Below are 17,135 nucleotides of genomic sequence, written 5' to 3' on the forward strand. Positions count from 1 at the left end.
TTTAGATTTGGGATAGGGAATAATGATCTCCAAAAAATAAATTATCAGGATTAACTAACCGCTCCAGGCGCAGAGAAGGCAGAGGAATGAGGGTTTGAGAGATTGTTTGCGTTAGGTGGTTGAGTGTTTTTTTATTTGGAAGTCCCTTAACCCCAGTCCCCAGTCCCCATTCCCCAGTCCCCATTCCCCATTCCCCATTCCCTAATTACACTGATTGGCACTCTAAGTCGGCTGTTTTTGCTATACTGTAGGTTTTATTACTACTCATGTAGATGAGTTTAATTTCTTCTAAAGCCAGACGTAAATCGTCTCTACTGCGAAAACCCTCTAGGCGCTGTCGGACTATGCCTTTTTCAATTAACAGTAAAGTTGGTAGTGACTTCAGTCTATAAGTGGTAGATAGTTTGAAATTTTGGTCGGCGTTAACCCCCACAAGTTTAATTTCGTCGCCACATTGAGCTTGAAATTGTAACAGCAGAGGATGGATGATGCGACACAGGCCACACCAAGGAGCCTCAAAATTAACTAAAACAGGAATTGGAGATTCTAAAACTTCTTGAGTAAATGTCCGCTCACTAACCGACAACACCATGACGCCTCTTGATTTATAAGGTTTTTATATCAAAGTAACTACCAGTAGCGGGGATTGGCAAGTCAGTTTTTGATGATGTTGCTGACAAAAAAGCCAACGCGACAAATTTCACGGTAGCTTTTTTGATGTTCAACTTCTGACTGCCGTTTTCTCCCCAGAAAAGATGATTGACAAGCTAATAGTTATGCCTAACGACAAAGGACACATTAGCGGTCAGGCGTGCTTTATGCCAACACGAAAACCCAGTTAGGGTAAAATTTCACAAAATAAAACCTCAGATATTTGTCTATGGTTTTATAAACTGACAGCTATTTAAATTAATCCTACATTGATTTGGTGGTAATTGATAAGAGGTAATTTTGATTAAATTGATATTTTATGTTGATATCGGGGATCACCTAAAACTACCATAATATCCTACTCGTTGCTACGATTAACAGGGGGTGAGAAGACCAAAGTAAGGCTATAAAAATGGCAACTCCCAAGTAAGCAGGACGGAGAAATTCATGCCATTGGAAAGATTGACGACCATCAATAATTGCTTGAAAGGGAATAATTGAAGTTCGCTGTTTGACGGCGGCAAAGGCTTCTCCATAGCGGTTACTTAAACGGCGATCGCCATGCCAAACTCCAAATAAGTGGTGTAGCACCAATCCTATTGAGGTAACAATGGTAAAGGTAGTACCTAGCCATAGAGAATGGGCAACACACCAAATTACCTGTCCCACCATTTGCGGATGCCGGGTTATCCGCATAATTCCTGTCTCGAAAAGATGGACTTGGGGCTTTTGAATAGCCGCAATTTCTAGTAGATTGAAGGTAGCAGGATATAAAAATAAAAACGAAATCGCCGATAGTATCCAAACTACTGCTTTTACTCCTGGTATGCCTTGCACTTGCCACAGTTGCCAGCCATCATAACGGTGATTAAAAAAGTAAGTAATTAATATCACTGCTAAGGGTAAGCTAATTAATGCAAACAAAATGCGATAAAGTCTAGGTCCAATATATTTTTCTGCCCAAGGACGTAGAGCAGCACCCCCACTGTGGGCGATCGCAAAAGCTAACAGCAACCCCAGCATCACAAAATGACTGGTGGTAAACCAAGGATTTGGCATCATAAACACAACTCAATTCAAAATTCCAAATGAAAGCAGCTACTATTGGTAAGCATCTTGACTGTTAACAGATTATACACAAGAAGATTTTTGTCAAGATGTTGTGGTAATGTCTTTTTCGGATCTAGCCTCTAAATGTTAACAATGCCATAAATCATGCCTAGTCCCAAAGCTATCTACATTGATTTATTTTTACAGATGCTCCTTTCCAAGTTTGTGGGTTAAGCCTTATGTCTGACCTTCCTTTCACTTTAGATCAGTTACGCATTCTCAAAGCGATCGCCGCAGAAGGGAGCTTCAAACGCGCCGCTGATAGTCTTTACGTCTCCCAACCAGCAGTTAGTTTACAGGTGCAAAATCTGGAACGCCAGCTGGATGTCCCCTTATTTGACAGGGGAGGAAGACGCGCTCAATTAACCGAAGCAGGGCATCTACTCCTGAGCTATGGTGAAAAAATTCTCAGTCTGTGTCAAGAAACCTGTCGCGCCATTGAGGATTTACAAAATCTCCAAGGTGGGACTTTAATTGTCGGGGCTTCTCAAACTACCGGCACATATCTTTTACCGCGCATGATTGGGATGTTTCGACAAAAATATCCCGATGTGGCAGTACAATTACACGTCCACTCTACCCGTCGTACCGCTTGGAGTGTGGCTAATGGACAAGTTGATTTAGCAATCATCGGTGGGGAAATTCCCGGTGAATTGGCAGAATCTTTGGACATTGTTCCTTACGCTGAAGATGAACTGGCGCTGATTTTACCTACATTCCATCCCTTTGCCAAACTTGATACCATTCAAAAAGAAGACCTATATAAATTACAATTCATTGCTCTTGACTCCCAATCTACTATCCGCAAAGTCATTGATCAGGTCTTAGCACGCTGTGAAATTGATACCAGGCGGTTTAAATTTGAAATGGAACTAAATTCCATTGAAGCAATTAAAAATGCTGTGCAATCTGGTTTAGGGGCTGCCTTTGTCTCTACTTCTGCGATCGCTAAAGAATTACAAATGGGTGTGCTACACCGTACTCCCATAGAAGGTGTGGTTGTTAAACGCACACTATGGCTGATTGTCAATCCCAATCGTTATCGTTCCAAAGCCGCAGAAGCCTTTAGTCAGGAAATTTTACCCCAGTTTGCTACCCCTGGATGGGATGGAGATACGTTAAAATTATCGCAAAAGAATCTAGTGGTAACTACTTTGGATGTAGCAATATCCACATCTTCTGACTTAGACTAAAATATTTTGTCAGTTGTAGGGGCGAAGCATTCGGAAAATAGTTTTTGGAAAAAACCGATAATTGATTGCTCTAATGCTTCTACCCTACGACTAATAACTAACATCCAATATGGAAGTATACTGCACTCGTCCCCACTGTCAGCGTCCACAAAACTACTTTAGTGATTTAGATGATACAAAAACACTAAAAACAGTAAAGCAAAAATACTGTACTAGCTGCGGTATGCCACTGATTTTGCGTGATCGATATTTACCAACTAAACTTTTAGGTCAGGGGGGATTTGGTGCTGCTTTTTTGACAATTGATCGTGATACACCTAAAATGCGTCAATGTGTAGTTAAGCAATTTCAACCAAGTGGCAATTTAACAGAAGAAGCTTTAGAAAAGGCCAGAATTCTCTTTACACAAGAAGCAGGTGTTTTAGAAGAAATAGGTAATGAACATCCGCAAATACCTAATTTATTTGCTTTCTTTCCGGTCACAGTTCAAAGTTTACAATCAGAACAACAAGACCAGTTTTTTTATTTAGTCCAAGAATATATTGATGGACAAACTCTAGAAGAAGAATTAATCCAAGAGGGAAAATTTTCGGAAATAGGAGTGACACAAATACTCACAGAAATTCTGCCAGTTCTCCAGTTTATCCATGACAAAGGTATTATTCACCGAGATATTAAACCCTCTAATATCATGCGTCGTCGAGATGGTAGACTATTTTTGCTAGATTTTGGTGCAGTTAAGTTAATTACTAATGCGCCCTCTGGTTCTGTTTCTTCCACGGGAATTTATTCTATGGGATTTGCACCCCCAGAACAAATGTCAGGAAGTCAAGTTTTTCCATCTACAGATTTATATGCTTTAGCTGTTACTGTAATTACTTTACTAACAGGTCAGGAAGCCAGTAAACTTTTTGATGCCTACACAAACGAGTGGAAATGGCGAACACAAGCCACTGTTAATGATCAACTAGCTAATATTTTAGACAAAATGCTGCTCCCAGCAGCCAATCAACGCTTTCAGTCAGCAGCAGAGGCGCTAGAAGCCTTTTTTCACCCTTCTTCTTCTCCCACAGTTTTACCTACCGCACAACCGCAACCAATACAACCGCAACCAATACAACCACCACCACCAAAACCAATTCCATTACAACCAGCGTTTTCTACATGGGAATTATTAGCTGGTGCGGCTTTTAGCGGATTTGAGGGAGCATTAATAGCGATCGCCCTTTTCAGTTTACTCAAAAACCCTATTATTACTTTGGCTATTTCTGTGGTAATTTTGAGTGGTCTAATTTTTGCTCAAACCAAACGCTGGTTAGAAAAATTTGACTTATTAATTATCCCCACAATTAGTTTTTCAATTATATTTATAATCCCTTTTTTAAGAAGTGGTATTGTCATGCAGCAAGTGCTTATTTTTGCAGTTACTTCTGCCTTAATTGCCATTGCAGTCACAACTATATTTCGTCTGATTTATAAATTGATATCTTCAATGATTTAACAAGCCTTCAGTAAAAGTGAAAAGTTGATTTATGTCTCAAAAAAAAGAAACTTTGGTAATTTTATTGTCTCTGATTACTACTATTACTTTAATTTTTGGAGGACTATGGTTTTTAATGGAACGTTGGGCAAACATTAATAAAACTCAAGTTAGTAATACACCTACTTCTAGTAATTCTAATTCTGGCAATCCCAGTAATTTAAGTATTTCTAACGACTCTCCAAATAATAATTGTAATGTACCCAATTTACCACAGGGAATATTTAATTACGGTGGCAGTACAACTTGGGCACCAATTAGAAAAGATGTCGATTCTGTATTATTAAACATTTGCCCTCAGTTTGCTTTACGTTACACTCAACCCATCAATGACAAACCGGGTTCAGGAACAGGAATTACAATGTTGATAAATAATCAACTAGCTTTTTCTCAATCTTCTCGCTCAATTAAAGCCGAAGAAAATGTAAAAGCTCAACAAAAAGGATTTAGTCTCAAAGAAATTTCTGTGGCAATTGATGGCATAGTGATCGCTGTTAACCCCCAACTCAATATCCCTGGTTTAACAGTTGATCAAATCAAAGATATTTACACAGGCAAAATTACCAACTGGAAAGATGTAGGTGGTGTAAATTTACCTATTCAAGCCCTATCTCGTACTCAAGAATCTGGTGGTACAGTAGAATTCTTTGTAGAAAATGTCCTCAATAAAGAAAACTTTGGCAACAATGTTATTTACATGGGGACAACAACAGAAGCCATCAGAAAAATAGCCACAACACCAGGAGGAATTTATTACGCTTCTGCTCCAGAAATTGTCCCCCAATGTACTATTAAATCCTTACCAGTAGGGCGTAAAAAAGGAGAATTTATAGCACCATATCAACAACCTTCTGTACCGAAATCCGAATGCCCCAGCAAGCGTAATCAGTTGAATGTCGAAGATTTACGCAATGGCAATTATCCCATTACTCGCAATTTATTTGTGATTGTCAAACAAAATAGTCAAACAGATCAACAGGCAGGAGAAGCTTATGCAAATTGGTTATTAACATCTCCAGGTCAAGAATTGATTGAAAAAGCAGGATTCATTAGAATTAAATAGTTTATTAAATAGTTTAGTTAATCACACCGTACTCAAAACAATCATGGAAAAACCAGCTAATTCTCAATATCCAATTCATCCCTTATTGAAACAACGTTGGAGTCCTTTAGCATTTTCAAATAAACCCATTGCCGCAGAAACGGTTTACAGTTTATTAGAAGCTGCTCGTTGGACAGCATCTTGTTTTAATGAACAACCTTGGCACTTTATTGTTGCTACTCAGGAAAACCCAGAAGAATTTAGCAAGTTACTAAGTTGTTTAGTCGAAGCAAATCAAGTATGGGCGAAAAATGCCCCGGTGCTGATGATATCCGTAGTCAAGCTTAATTTTGAGAAAAATGGCAATCCAAACCGTCATGCTTTTTATGATGTGGGAGCAGCAGTTTGTAGTCTGACTACTCAGGCTACCTCCTTGGGTTTATATGTTCACCAAATGGCAGGATTTGACGTAGATAAGACACGAGAAATATACAACATTCCACAGGGGTATGAACCAATAACAGCGATCGCCATCGGTTATCCAGGTGATCCCCAAACCTTACCTGAACAATACCAACAGCGCGAATTTGCACCACGCCAACGCAAACCACAAGCAAGTTTTGTATTTACTGGCAATTGGGAAAAAAGTTAAAAGAATGCAGAATTTAGAATTTAGAATTTAGAATTACGTTTTGCAACGGGGATTTTACCCCGACGCAAAACCCCCTGCTTCTATAAGCAGGGGACTTTAACACCCAAAGTTGATAACAAAAAAATTAACATCAAGCCGCGCTCCTGACTCCTAACTCCTGCCTACTTTTATGAGAATGTGTGCGAAAAAAATTAATACTTACTAATAATCAATATAGGCAAGATCCAGAATTGGAACCAGTTCGATGGCCCCAATTTGTCGATCAAGCCGTATTCTCGTCGTATCAGTGATGGCGGCACAGTTCAACTTTTTGTCCAAGACATTTTGGGCGGTCAAGCTTTCAACCCTTACCTTTGGGACGAACGGCAAGGTGTACATTGCTCCTGATCACGAACCATTTATTTTCCCTAATTAGGGTTTGCTGAGAAAGTCTTTCCGTGAGGGCAGGGAACAGGGAACAGGGAACAGGGAACAGTTTCAAGAGTTGGATGGGAGCGATTTTTCCTTTGAGTAGCAATTAAATGCAAGGTTTTTAAGTTTCCACCTCGTAAAAGCTTGCACTTTTTTTTACTTGAAAACGGCTTAAACCCTTTACCCGTAATCTTTTCATGTTTATTCAGCAAGCCCTAATTAATGTCCTGGTAAACGTAACTAATTGAACATTAAGGCTTTTCAATCAGGAAAATACCCGATTACCCGAAATCTGTTTGTGGTGGTCAAACAGATTGGTCAAACTGAGGAGCAAGCCAGTGTGGCTGATGCTAACTTACTGCTAACAGAGCAGGTACAGGAACTAAGGACCCAGACTGGGTTTGTTAAAATCCGCTGACACCTGCTAGTCATAACTTGGAAAATACCAAAAACCAACTTACACATTTCACAGTGGCTTTGTGAGTGTGTTTTAATTGGCTCTGTTAATTGACTCTGCTGGCAAGCAAATCAAATTATCCCCTTGGGTAAGAATCAGTCCACGTTGGCGCAATTTACCCATCAAGCGGGTAACGGTGACGCGAGTAGAACCAATGGCGCTACCAATTTGGGCATGAGTAAGAGGGAAGGGCAGGCAATAGCCGCGAATTACATCGGGATCGGTTTCGCTCATTGACGGCTCTCCATACTCCTCAATCAACAAGGTGAGAAATCCTAGAAGTCGGTCAATTGTGCGTCTTTGTCCCAAAGCACTGAGCCACAAAAGCTTGCGCTGATGTTGATATCTAAAAGCATCCATTACTTCACGACGGAAGTGAGGCCAGTTATCCAAATCATGCCAGTACATCCATAGCACCGCAGTTTGGTCAACATGAGCGTAGGCTTGGAGTGTAAACGGGGACTGAGCGACAATTTCAAATGGCTGTCCTGCTCCCACAAAACCCAAAAAGGCTTCTTCAGGGGTTCTGTTGATGCGTCGAGATGTTAGCTGGCTGGCAGTAGCACTTACCTGGGCTGTTCCTACCATGCGGATTGCACCTCGCTGCACTAAATATAGCAATCCGGGTCTGGCGGGAATGCGCTCATCTTTGCTGAAGGTGCGGCAGCGGTAGTGTTCTTGAGCCCAATCAAGAATTCGTTGCCAAGTTAAGAAAGGCCGTGATGCCTCGGAAAAGGAGGATTGAGATTGCATAGGTAACAAAGAGCGTTCGGCTGAAGACAAAGACTAAATAAAAAGGTGCAAGGAGTGTCTTTGTGTTAACAGGGTAGGCTTAACGCCCTACAGCGTCAGCCATCCAAAGTGTAGAAAGCAAATATTGCCCTCTACTCTTTTGTTATACTTCTTACTGTACAATGAGGGTAGTAAAGTTTACTAATTATTCATCGATTATTCATGAAATTTTATCCTACTCTCATTTTTCTTTACTTAGACTAAACTTCTATCTAAAGGTGGATGGAACAGGATAAAATCGTGATAACCGTAAAAGTTTCCTAAATAACTACGTGCATCATTGGCTACTTTTTAAGAAGTATACCTCAATTAAACTTTTAGTATATATCCATTTAATGAATTTCCTCAGTGTTTCTACCAATGATGAGAAAATTCTATGGATAAAAAAGGGGAAAGTGCCTCTATACCAAGATACAGATAGTCAAAAAATTTTATATATCTCTAGTGTAGTTTTGCAAATTTCCGCATCTGATCATTCTAATGTGCATGATATCGCCGGGCAAATAGCTGCTCATTTTTCAGCAACTTACGGCGAAATTTTGAGCGTTAAAATTGTTTCTCCAGCTTGGATTCATCTAGAACTAACTGATCCTGCTTTAGCGGATTGGTTACACTGTCTGACAACCACAGGAACAAGATTAGAGGAAACTGGGGAAATAAATCAAGTCAAAAATCAAAAGTCAACAGTCAAAATTAGGAAACAGGGAAGTAGTAAATCTTTCTTGACAATTCAATATGCTCACGCCCGCTGCTGTTCATTATTGAGATTAGCTGATCGTGAGGGATTGATTCAACTTCTAGATAGTAGTACTGCAGTTCTAGGTTTGCGGTCTGCTCAACCTATACCTTGGCTGGACTGTAATCAAAAACTACGTCTTCATCAACCAGATGAGGTTCGTCTGATTCACCAACTAGTAAAAATGGTAGACGATTTGGTATTTACTGATTCTAACAGTTCAGTTAACTGGGAAACAGCAGCACTGAAATTGAGCGCAGCTTTTGACAACTTCTGGTGTAACTGTCGAATCTGGGGGGAAGTGAAAATTAATTCATGGGAATTGGCACAGGCTAGACTGGGATTGCTGATAGCTACTCAGTTGGTATTAAGGTCGGTTTTAGAAACGAAATTAGGGGTTTTTGCGCCTCTGGAGTTATGATTAAGTTGTTTTTATCCAGGGGAAGTGAGAAAATATGACTGTGGCTATTGACGCAGTTAATATCCTGGGTTATATTATCTGATGTGTGAGGAGCGAACCAGCAAGGACACCGAGACGAAACACGGCCAGTCGTCGGTGTCCTTTCTGATGTCTAGAATTTGTTTAAATTGACATACTTCCCGCCCTAAAAGTGCGGGGATTCTGGGTTCAAACAACAGTTGCAGGTATAGCCCGTCTTACACTATCTCGCCCAACAGACAATGCCCTGCCTGTTTGTACTATTCTATCAAAAAATCGCCCTAGAAGGGCGAGGAACCTCAAACCCATGTTTTTGTTAAAGTAAAAATTTTTCTATGGCGATCGCTACTCCATCATGTTCTACACTGGGGGCTACCCAATTAGCGATCGCCTGTACTGGTTCTGGTGCGCTACCCATAGCCACACCAATACCTGCATAATCTAGCATTTCCACATCATTGAAGTTATCCCCAATAGTCATGACGTTATCGCTGGTTAATCCCAGCAATTCTTCGGCTAGGTAACTAACCGCAGTTCCTTTGTTAACATACGGATTAGCAGCTTCCAGGAAGGTGGCAACAGATGTTGTCATATACAGTTCGGATGGTGTGTATTGAAGGCGTAAACTACCCATAAGTTTTTGAATTAAATTCGCATCGTCGCACAAAGCTAGAATTTTAGTGGGTTGTTCATTAGTTAAGACTTGACGCAAATCACCAATAGGAATAGGTGTAACACCGCAGCGGATTCCATAACTTTCGGTTTCTGTGGTGATTTCCCGCACGTAAAGCTGATCATTGATGTAAAAATGGACAGAGAGTAAAGAACGTAATTCTGGCTGTTCAAAATAATCTAGTAGTTGATGGGTAATTTCTCTAGATACAGCTAAATGACGATGAATTTTTTGGTTCTTTGGATCTTGAATCCACGCTCCCTGATAGGCTACCAATGGTAGAGTAGACTTAATATCTTGATGAAATCGCCAAGCTGAACAATACATTCTCCCCGTGGCTATAGCTACTTTGATACCTTTGGCTTGGACTGCTGCAATAGCTTGCTTGACAGTTTCACTCACTTGGTTGTCATGTCCGGCAATAGTACCATCTATATCTAGTACCAGTAGCTTAATATCTTTTTGATCTTCTGTGTGATTGTTGATAGATGCCATAAGGTCAGTAGATGCTGTGTGCATAAATTCCCAGCTTTGAAGTCCCAGTAAGAGAGTAACAGGGTTCAAGTCAATGAAGCACAAGATTTATTGACCAAACCAGACCGCACTGTTAATCGCTGCTCCCTGTTCTTCTTGTTGTTTGTCTCATCTACACAGGAAAAACATATTTGACTATATATGATTTTCTGCGTAAATTCACTTGAAACCTATCATGCGCGGTAGTAATCTGTGTTCATGTCCAATTTACTAGGATTGAACAATTTTAAAGTTTCTGTAAATCTCATATTTCAGTGTAGACAAGGCTTTAAAGATAGATATATATATAAATCATCTCAGCAATTTCAGTTAAGCAAGCTTACTGAATATTCAGAGCAATAAATAAATACATTCAATCAAGAGCAAATTACCATGAAATCTCAAAACATTTTTTTAACCGCTGGTTTACTACTTGGTTCATTTTTAGCAATGACTACTACTGCTCAAGCTGCAAGTTTTACAACCAACTTTACCCCCAACAATCCTGATCCTAAATCAGATATTTTGTTACAGTCAATTACACAGAACGGCAAGACAATCAGTAACTTTTCCTTCCTTAAAAGTGCTGATATAATTTACAACTCACCTAAGTCTATTGGCATTAATAACACTGGCGCTGCTAGTACAGATAAGGGCGATAAGGCATCTAAGCCTAGTTACGGTGTTGGACCTAAAGAAGATCCCACAGGTGCTGACATTGCTGCATACTTGGGTAACAATAACTTAAACAATATTATTGATACTGAAGACACGGGTAGTTTTAACATTAACGTATTCTTCGATAGCCTGATTCAAGCAGATAACTCTGGATTAGATAGCTTGTTTTTCTGGGAACGGGGTAGGAATAGTGATTTACAAATTCAAGCCCTAGATACTGCTGGTAATTTAATTGGTAATGCGTTAACATTATTACGCAGTCAACAAGGAAATGCTGGCTTCAGGATTGATACTACAGAAATTAGTGGTTCTCAAGCGGTAGGTACTTGGGGTGTGAATTTGAACCAGTTGGGAGTGACTGGCTTAAGAGGTCTGAAATTAACATCTCATGCTAGTTTCAATGGACCTGATTTCAAAGTTGTCGCTAGAAAAACTCCAGAACCTGGTGTCATCATTGGTTTAGGTACAGTAGCAACTCTTGCTTTCTTACGTCGTCGTGTGAATAAAGCTGTTTTAAATTCTGCTAATTAATATTGACGAGACGTAAGTCAATTATTTAGCTGGTAACATTTTATCAGTAAAAATCTCTCAAGCTCCCTTTTTTACGGGGGCTACTTTTTGTATCAACCTGTCACCCACTAGAGATTGTGTAGCGATGGAGAGGATCTGTCTAAAATAGAGTTGTGTTCCCAACTTTGGTTAATCAGGTGATTTCTAATTCTCCACCCGCAACAATTCCCACCATCATCCTTGTAGATGGACACTCTTTAGCTTTTCGTTCCTACTTCGCTTTTGCTAAAGGTAGAGATGGCGGACTTCGTACAAAAACAGGTATTCCTACCAGTGTTTGTTTTGGCTTTATTAAATGTTTATTAGAGGTAATGAAAAGCGAACAACCACAAGCGATGGCTGTAGCATTTGATTTAGGTTTACCTACTTTTCGCCATGAAGCGGATGATACTTATAAAGCAGGACGTGTAGAAACACCAGAAGATTTTATTCCCGATTTAGAAAACCTGAATCAATTATTGAGAGGTTTAAATTTACCGATTTTTACAGCACCTGGTTATGAAGCGGATGATGTTTTAGGAACTTTAGCACAACAAGCGTCTGCGGCTGGTTATCGCGTAAAAATTCTATCAGGAGATAGAGATTTATTCCAACTAATTGATGAAAGAAAAGGAATTACAGTTTTAAATTTTAGTCCTGAAGCTTTAAAACGTTCTGCAAATAGTATCACCGAATTTTACCCAGAACAAGTTAAGGAAAGATTAGGCGTATTACCTACACAAATTGTAGATTTTAAAGCTCTTTGTGGTGATAAATCAGATAATATTCCTGGAGTTAGAGGAATTGGTGAAAAGACCGCAGTACAACTGCTAAATACTTATAATTCTCTGGATGGGATTTATGCAAAATTAGATGAAATTAAAGGCGCAACTCAGAAAAAATTAATTGAGGGTAAAGAAGATGCAATCCATTCTCAATATTTAGCGCAGATAGTTGTCGATGTACCTATAGAAGTTAATTTAGAAGATTGTCAATTAACAGGTTTTGACACTAACAATTTAATCCCGATTTTAGAGAAATTAGAATTTAAAAAGTTTTTAGAACAAATCAACCAACTGCAAGAGAAATTTGGGGGAAAAGTTCCAGAAACCAAAGTAGAGAAAGTCACTAACATTGAAGATGATGATGATTTATGGTTTTTTAGTGCTGAAGATACAGCTAAGGCTGAAAAATTACCTGATTCATCAATTCAAATACGCATTATTGATACATCAGAAAAATTACAAGAATTAGTTAGCATTCTCCAAAAATGTACTAACCCAGAAAAACCCGTTGCTTGGGATACAGAAACCACAGCTTTAGAACCTAGAGATGCAGCTTTAGTTGGAATTGGTTGCTGTTGGGGAATAGAACCTGATGACGCTGCTTATATTCCTCTAAATCATAAAAATGGCAATAACTTAAATCAAGAGTTGGTTTTAACAGCACTGCGGCCAATTTTAGAAAGTGTAGATTATCCAAAAACTTTCCAGAATGCTAAATTTGACAGATTAATTTTCAAATGTCAGGGAATTAATTTGGCTGGAGTGGTATTTGATACGATGTTAGCAAGTTATTTAATTAATCCAGATACTACCCACAATTTAAGTGATTTATCTTTAAGACATTTAGGATTACAGCTAACTGAATATAATGATATTGTTGCCAAAACTGGTAAAAAAGAACCACAAAAAACTATTGCTGACATTGGAATTAATACAGTAGCATATTATTGTGGTACTCAAGTTTATGCCACATTTCAATTAGTTAAAAAATTACGTGCTGAATTAGAAAAAACACCAGATTTAGCTAAATTATTAGTGGAAGTAGAACAACCACTAGAAGCAGTGTTAGCGGAAATGGAATATACAGGAGTGAGAATTAATTCCGGTTATCTGCAAGAATTATCTCAGCAGTTAGAATCTGAATTAGCGAAATTAGAAATACAAGCAACGGAAATTGCCGGAGAAACATTCAATTTAGGTTCTCCCAAACAATTGAGTTATATTTTGTTTGAAAAACTGGGTTTAAGTACCAAACATTCCCGCAAAATTCAAACTGGGTTTTCTACCGATGCTGCAACTTTAGAAAAACTCCAAGAAATTGATAATACTGGTTTTGTGGATGCAATTATTGAATATCGGACTTTATCAAAATTAAAGTCTACCTATGTGGATGCTTTACCAGCGTTGGTACATCCCCAAAGTCAACGCTTACATACTGATTTTAACCAAACAGCAACTTCTACAGGTAGGTTATCTTCTTCTAATCCTAATTTGCAAAATATTCCCATTCGTACTGCTTTTAGCAGACAAATTAGAAAAGCGTTTTTACCTGAGTCTGGTTGGTTGATGGTAGCTGCTGACTATTCACAAATTGAGTTAAGAATTTTGGCGCATTTGAGTCAAGAACCTATATTACTAAAAGCATATCAGCAAAATGAAGATATTCACACAGTTACAGCAAAATTGGTGTTTGAAAAAGATGAAGTGACATCAGAAGAAAGACGCTTTGCGAAAACGATTAATTTTGGTGTAATTTATGGAATGGGTTCGCTCAAGTTTGCGCGTTCAACGGGTGTAGATAAAGCTAATGCGAATGAATTTATTAAGCGATTTAATGAACGATATCCCCTAGTGTTTAAATATTTGGAGACTGTGAAAAAACAAGCTATTTCTCAAGGTTATGTAGAAACAATTTTGGGAAGAAGACGTTATTTTGATTTCACAAATAAAAGCTTACAAGAATTAAGAGGAAAAAACTTAGAAGATATTAATTTGAGTAAATTAAAGAATTTAGGTCAGTATGATGCAGGGTTACTGCGTTCTGCTGCAAATGCACCAATTCAAGGTTCGAGTGCGGATATTATTAAAATTGCGATGGTGCAATTACATGAGGTTTTAAAGAATTCTCAAAAAAATTATCAAGCGCGGTTGTTGTTACAAGTACATGATGAATTAGTGTTTGAAATTCCTCATCAAGAATGGTCAGAATTGCAAATACAAATCAAGTCAGTGATGGAAAATGCTGTGAGCTTAAGTGTTCCTTTAGTTGTAGATGTGCGTGCGGGTGATAATTGGATGGAGACGAAATAAGACAATGTTGATATTATGACTATTTATGGTGCTGATCCGATTAATTTTGAGGGTGTAAATGGCGATCGCTATTGGTTTCATGAACCATTTTCTTACACTGATGTAGGTGATATTGATGAAAGATTAAGCGGTTTTCCCGTGGCTGTGTTTCTTCCCAGTCATCGACCTGTACAAGATACACCTCTAGTAATCGGTTTACAAGGAATGTGTGCGCCCTATCGCTGGAATAATTTTATTATCCCCACGCTGACACAGATGGGTATTGCTGTCGCTCTATTTGATACGCCCTTTGCAGGTGAACGCAGTTTGGTAAGAACATTTACAGCAATGGTAGAAAATGAAATTAAGCCTTTAGTTGATCGGGGTATTTCATTTGATACGGAACTATTATCAAAAATATTTCAGCAGACTGCGGTAGATATTACCAAAATTCATCAATTTTGCCAGGAAAAATACGGTATTAGTAATCGTTTAGGCTTGTTTGGTGTGAGTATGGGGGTTTTATTTAGTTCATACACTTTTACTGCTCATGGAATTGGCGAACGATTATTAGGTACAATTGGTCATGCTGATCTTTCAACTTTTGCTAATAGTTGGGGACGAGGGATTTTACCAGATTTAGCAGCTTCACCTCTGGGAACTTTAGCAGAAATTATGTTAGGAAAAATGCAACCACAATTAAAACCTGTGATACAAATGCTGAAATTAGCGAACAATTTAAAATATCCTGATAACTATGCTCAAATTTGCAACCCGATGACCTATATTGAGCAAGTACAGTTACCGCGAAGAGTGAGATTTTTAGTAGGTGCTAATGACCCGATTGTCAAAGTTAAAAATGCTCAAGCTTGCGCTCAATGTTTCCCTGATGGTGATTGTTATGTAGTTCCCGGATTAGGACATGGAAGCAGAAAATTTGGTCCGTCATTTGTTGATCATGTACGTTATTTTTTGAGTACGCAGTTAGGTGATTGGTAAGATAAAACTTTTATTTGGTGCAAAGAAGGAAAATCAATTTAAGCCGACTCATTTTTTTGAATTGCTGTTTGAATTTCTTCAGGATGTGCATTTGCATAAGCCCAAGTATTGACTAAATCAGCAGCAGTTAAATGAGGATAATCATCTAAAAAAGGAAAATAAGAGTTTTTACTTCACAGGTTTTCTGGATCTAATTCTAAAGTTTTACCTGCTTGATCTTCTGCTAATGCTGCTGTTGCAAGTTGAGCAAGTACATCATGAGATTTTGCAAATGTTTGATCCCATTGGCTTTCGTCTTCTATTTCTTCGAGGATGAGTAAGGCAATTCTATCTTGTTCGGTTTCAGGAAGTTGTTTTATTTGTGCGATCGCTTTTTCTAGTAATTGAGTCATAGCTGTTAAGCTGTTGTGATTAGGTGATGTTTATTATTGTACTTTAGTTAAAGGTTGTTGGGTGTTGTATATATAGTATCGAAATTTGCATACAAAAGGGAGAAAACTCGGTTCAATTCCGAGGCAGTCCATTTACATTTTGCGTATTTGCTTGGGAAAAACCCTAAACTCTCATTTTATTACCCATCCAACTCAGCCAAAGATATTTTCACACAATTACAAACACCCAGCCAATCACGCTCTGACAAATGACCAATTAAAATCAAATTGGCTGAAGGTGGAAGAGTAACAATATAACTGCGAAAAATAGAAGCAACCCGCAAACCTGCATCTGACCAATCTTGAAGTATATAATCAGTAACACCTAATGCTTTTGTTTGAGTGGTGATTAATCCAATGATGACATCAGGACGGTTTGCATGATAAATTGCAGATGACAAAACTACAGCCGGACGGCGTTTAATACCTGTAACACCAGGAAAATCAACCGTTACCACATCACCAGAATTAAATATCACTTTGCTATTTCCTCACTTTCTGGAAATATCGAAGCAGCATATTGTAAAGAAAAAGATGTGAGTTCAAGTTGGTCTTCTTCTGTCCAAGTATCACTTTCATCAATAATAGATAAACTTTCCTCAACTAAATTAGTTTCTAATGCTTTGAGGATGAGTCTAGCAATTATATCTTGTTCAGTTTCAGGAAGTTGCTTTATTTGTGCGATCGCTTGTTCAAGTAACTTAGTCATAGCTTTCACCATTAATCATTATCTATTTTACTGGATATTCAGATCCAGGGAATAAATTCCCTAAAAGCAAAAGTCGGTTAAAACCGACTCACAAAAAAAACTCTTTTCCTCCTCTCTGCGCCTCTGCGCCTCTGCGTGAGAAAACTCCTAAAAATCCTCATCATCAATGAAAAATTCTGCCTCCTCATCAACCCTAGATTTCGACTCACCCAAACCCCAAAGAGGCTGTAAAATTGCCATACCAATCAAACCCACAGCCACCCAAAAAGCCAACATCAAACCAAAGGGAATTTGAATTGATTGAAAAACCAAAAACCGTAAAGAAACAGGCGTAGCATTCTGCACCGAAATCAGTGCGATCGCCAACACCCAACCAGCTATAACTATAGATATAAATAAATTCACAAAATTTTTCATAATTTTATATATAAAAATTTAGGAGTCAGGAGAATTTAGAATTTAGAATTTAGAATGAAGAATTTAGGA

General features: G+C 38.5%; 16 protein-coding genes and 1 pseudogene. 9 read left to right on the forward strand and 8 right to left on the reverse strand.

Annotated features, from left to right (window positions below; translation table 11 throughout):
• Positions 1 to 205 precede the first annotated feature (205 nt).
• Together VB694_RS19150 and VB694_RS19155 are read right to left on the reverse strand one after the other, a co-directional pair.
• Positions 206 to 592: a thioredoxin family protein gene (locus VB694_RS19150; RefSeq protein WP_323361925.1), complete on the reverse strand. Its 387-nt coding sequence runs from the start codon at positions 590 to 592 to the stop codon at positions 206 to 208.
• A gap of 404 nt (positions 593 to 996) precedes the next feature.
• On the reverse strand, positions 997 to 1,713 hold the full coding sequence (locus VB694_RS19155) for an NnrU family protein (protein ID WP_323361926.1): 717 nt from the start codon (positions 1,711 to 1,713) through the stop codon (positions 997 to 999).
• 227 nt (positions 1,714 to 1,940) lie between these two features.
• Here VB694_RS19155 and VB694_RS19160 point away from each other — a divergent pair, with 227 nt between their 5' ends.
• From VB694_RS19160 to VB694_RS19185, 5 genes and pseudogenes are all read left to right on the forward strand, one after another.
• Positions 1,941 to 2,954 carry a LysR family transcriptional regulator gene (locus VB694_RS19160; RefSeq protein WP_323361927.1) on the forward strand — a complete coding sequence of 338 codons (1,014 nt, stop codon included), beginning with the start codon at positions 1,941 to 1,943 and terminating at the stop codon, positions 2,952 to 2,954.
• 109 nt (positions 2,955 to 3,063) lie between these two features.
• Positions 3,064 to 4,455, forward strand: coding sequence for a serine/threonine-protein kinase (locus tag VB694_RS19165; RefSeq protein WP_323361928.1), 1,392 nt, complete (start codon positions 3,064 to 3,066; stop codon positions 4,453 to 4,455).
• Positions 4,456 to 4,486: 31 nt separating this feature from the next.
• Positions 4,487 to 5,557 (forward strand): PstS family phosphate ABC transporter substrate-binding protein, encoded by a 1,071-nt coding sequence (locus tag VB694_RS19170; RefSeq protein WP_323361929.1) that lies wholly within the window; start codon positions 4,487 to 4,489, stop codon positions 5,555 to 5,557.
• 43 nt (positions 5,558 to 5,600) lie between these two features.
• Complete coding sequence (locus tag VB694_RS19175; protein WP_323361949.1) at positions 5,601 to 6,188, forward strand: nitroreductase family protein; 588 nt, start codon at positions 5,601 to 5,603, stop codon at positions 6,186 to 6,188.
• Between the two features lie 634 nt (positions 6,189 to 6,822).
• Positions 6,823 to 7,017, forward strand: a pseudogene (locus VB694_RS19185) (phosphate ABC transporter substrate-binding protein); the annotation flags it as partial.
• 72 nt (positions 7,018 to 7,089) lie between these two features.
• Here the strand turns inward: VB694_RS19185 and VB694_RS19190 are convergent.
• Positions 7,090 to 7,809: a Crp/Fnr family transcriptional regulator gene (locus tag VB694_RS19190; RefSeq protein ID WP_323361930.1), complete on the reverse strand. Its 720-nt coding sequence runs from the start codon at positions 7,807 to 7,809 to the stop codon at positions 7,090 to 7,092.
• A 434-nt stretch (positions 7,810 to 8,243) separates the two neighbouring features.
• Here VB694_RS19190 and VB694_RS19195 point away from each other — a divergent pair, with 434 nt between their 5' ends.
• Positions 8,244 to 9,005 carry a DALR anticodon-binding domain-containing protein gene (locus VB694_RS19195; RefSeq protein ID WP_323361931.1) on the forward strand — a complete coding sequence of 254 codons (762 nt, stop codon included), beginning with the start codon at positions 8,244 to 8,246 and terminating at the stop codon, positions 9,003 to 9,005.
• 334 nt (positions 9,006 to 9,339) lie between these two features.
• On the opposite strand, the gene VB694_RS19200 is transcribed toward VB694_RS19195, so the two are convergent.
• The gene (locus tag VB694_RS19200; RefSeq protein ID WP_323361932.1) at positions 9,340 to 10,215 is read right to left on the reverse strand and encodes a Cof-type HAD-IIB family hydrolase; all 876 of its coding nucleotides are present in this window, start codon (positions 10,213 to 10,215) and stop codon (positions 9,340 to 9,342) included.
• Positions 10,216 to 10,602: 387 nt separating this feature from the next.
• On the opposite strand from VB694_RS19200, the gene VB694_RS19205 reads away from it, so the two are divergent.
• The 3 genes from VB694_RS19205 to VB694_RS19215 all read left to right on the forward strand — a co-directional run bounded on the left by VB694_RS19205 (position 10,603) and on the right by VB694_RS19215 (position 15,509).
• Positions 10,603 to 11,418 (forward strand): exosortase-dependent surface protein XDP2, encoded by an 816-nt coding sequence (locus VB694_RS19205; RefSeq protein ID WP_323361933.1) that lies wholly within the window; start codon positions 10,603 to 10,605, stop codon positions 11,416 to 11,418.
• A gap of 176 nt (positions 11,419 to 11,594) precedes the next feature.
• Entirely contained in the window at positions 11,595 to 14,531 is a 2,937-nt protein-coding gene (polA, locus tag VB694_RS19210; protein ID WP_416233491.1) for a DNA polymerase I, read from the forward strand.
• Positions 14,532 to 14,546: 15 nt separating this feature from the next.
• Positions 14,547 to 15,509: an alpha/beta hydrolase gene (locus VB694_RS19215; RefSeq protein ID WP_323361935.1), complete on the forward strand. Its 963-nt coding sequence runs from the start codon at positions 14,547 to 14,549 to the stop codon at positions 15,507 to 15,509.
• 173 nt (positions 15,510 to 15,682) lie between these two features.
• Here the strand turns inward: VB694_RS19215 and VB694_RS19220 are convergent, their stop codons facing one another.
• From VB694_RS19220 to VB694_RS19235, 4 genes are all read right to left on the reverse strand, one after another.
• The gene (locus VB694_RS19220; protein ID WP_323361936.1) at positions 15,683 to 15,901 is read right to left on the reverse strand and encodes a hypothetical protein; all 219 of its coding nucleotides are present in this window, start codon (positions 15,899 to 15,901) and stop codon (positions 15,683 to 15,685) included.
• Positions 15,902 to 16,080: 179 nt separating this feature from the next.
• Positions 16,081 to 16,419, reverse strand: a complete 339-nt coding sequence (locus VB694_RS19225; protein ID WP_323361937.1) for a type II toxin-antitoxin system PemK/MazF family toxin — start codon at positions 16,417 to 16,419, stop codon at positions 16,081 to 16,083.
• Positions 16,416 to 16,649: a hypothetical protein gene (locus VB694_RS19230; RefSeq protein WP_323361938.1), complete on the reverse strand. Its 234-nt coding sequence runs from the start codon at positions 16,647 to 16,649 to the stop codon at positions 16,416 to 16,418. The genes VB694_RS19225 and VB694_RS19230 overlap by 4 nt, the downstream gene beginning before the upstream one ends.
• A gap of 147 nt (positions 16,650 to 16,796) precedes the next feature.
• Positions 16,797 to 17,066, reverse strand: coding sequence for a DUF1049 domain-containing protein (locus VB694_RS19235; protein WP_323361939.1), 270 nt, complete (start codon positions 17,064 to 17,066; stop codon positions 16,797 to 16,799).
• Positions 17,067 to 17,135 lie beyond the last annotated feature (69 nt).

Source organism: Anabaena sp. UHCC 0451 (genome assembly GCF_034931405.1).
Taxonomy (GTDB): Bacteria; Cyanobacteriota; Cyanobacteriia; order Cyanobacteriales; family Nostocaceae; genus RDYJ01.

What these genes read in the sequence shown, in the direction of transcription:
- VB694_RS19230 (WP_323361938.1), bottom strand. Translation starts at nt 16,649, where the DNA reads ATGACTAAGTTACTTGAACAAGCGATCGCACAAATAAAGCAACTTCCT.
- VB694_RS19175 (WP_323361949.1), top strand. Translation starts at nt 5,601, where the DNA reads ATGGAAAAACCAGCTAATTCTCAATATCCAATTCATCCCTTATTGAAA.
- VB694_RS19165 (WP_323361928.1), top strand. Translation starts at nt 3,064, where the DNA reads ATGGAAGTATACTGCACTCGTCCCCACTGTCAGCGTCCACAAAACTAC.
- VB694_RS19215 (WP_323361935.1), top strand. Translation starts at nt 14,547, where the DNA reads ATGACTATTTATGGTGCTGATCCGATTAATTTTGAGGGTGTAAATGGC.
- VB694_RS19235 (WP_323361939.1), bottom strand. Translation starts at nt 17,066, where the DNA reads ATGAAAAATTTTGTGAATTTATTTATATCTATAGTTATAGCTGGTTGG.
- VB694_RS19190 (WP_323361930.1), bottom strand. Translation starts at nt 7,809, where the DNA reads ATGCAATCTCAATCCTCCTTTTCCGAGGCATCACGGCCTTTCTTAACT.
- VB694_RS19200 (WP_323361932.1), bottom strand. Translation starts at nt 10,215, where the DNA reads ATGCACACAGCATCTACTGACCTTATGGCATCTATCAACAATCACACA.
- VB694_RS19205 (WP_323361933.1), top strand. Translation starts at nt 10,603, where the DNA reads ATGAAATCTCAAAACATTTTTTTAACCGCTGGTTTACTACTTGGTTCA.
- VB694_RS19155 (WP_323361926.1), bottom strand. Translation starts at nt 1,713, where the DNA reads ATGATGCCAAATCCTTGGTTTACCACCAGTCATTTTGTGATGCTGGGG.
- VB694_RS19160 (WP_323361927.1), top strand. Translation starts at nt 1,941, where the DNA reads ATGTCTGACCTTCCTTTCACTTTAGATCAGTTACGCATTCTCAAAGCG.
- VB694_RS19170 (WP_323361929.1), top strand. Translation starts at nt 4,487, where the DNA reads ATGTCTCAAAAAAAAGAAACTTTGGTAATTTTATTGTCTCTGATTACT.
- VB694_RS19220 (WP_323361936.1), bottom strand. Translation starts at nt 15,901, where the DNA reads ATGACTCAATTACTAGAAAAAGCGATCGCACAAATAAAACAACTTCCT.
- VB694_RS19150 (WP_323361925.1), bottom strand. Translation starts at nt 592, where the DNA reads ATGGTGTTGTCGGTTAGTGAGCGGACATTTACTCAAGAAGTTTTAGAA.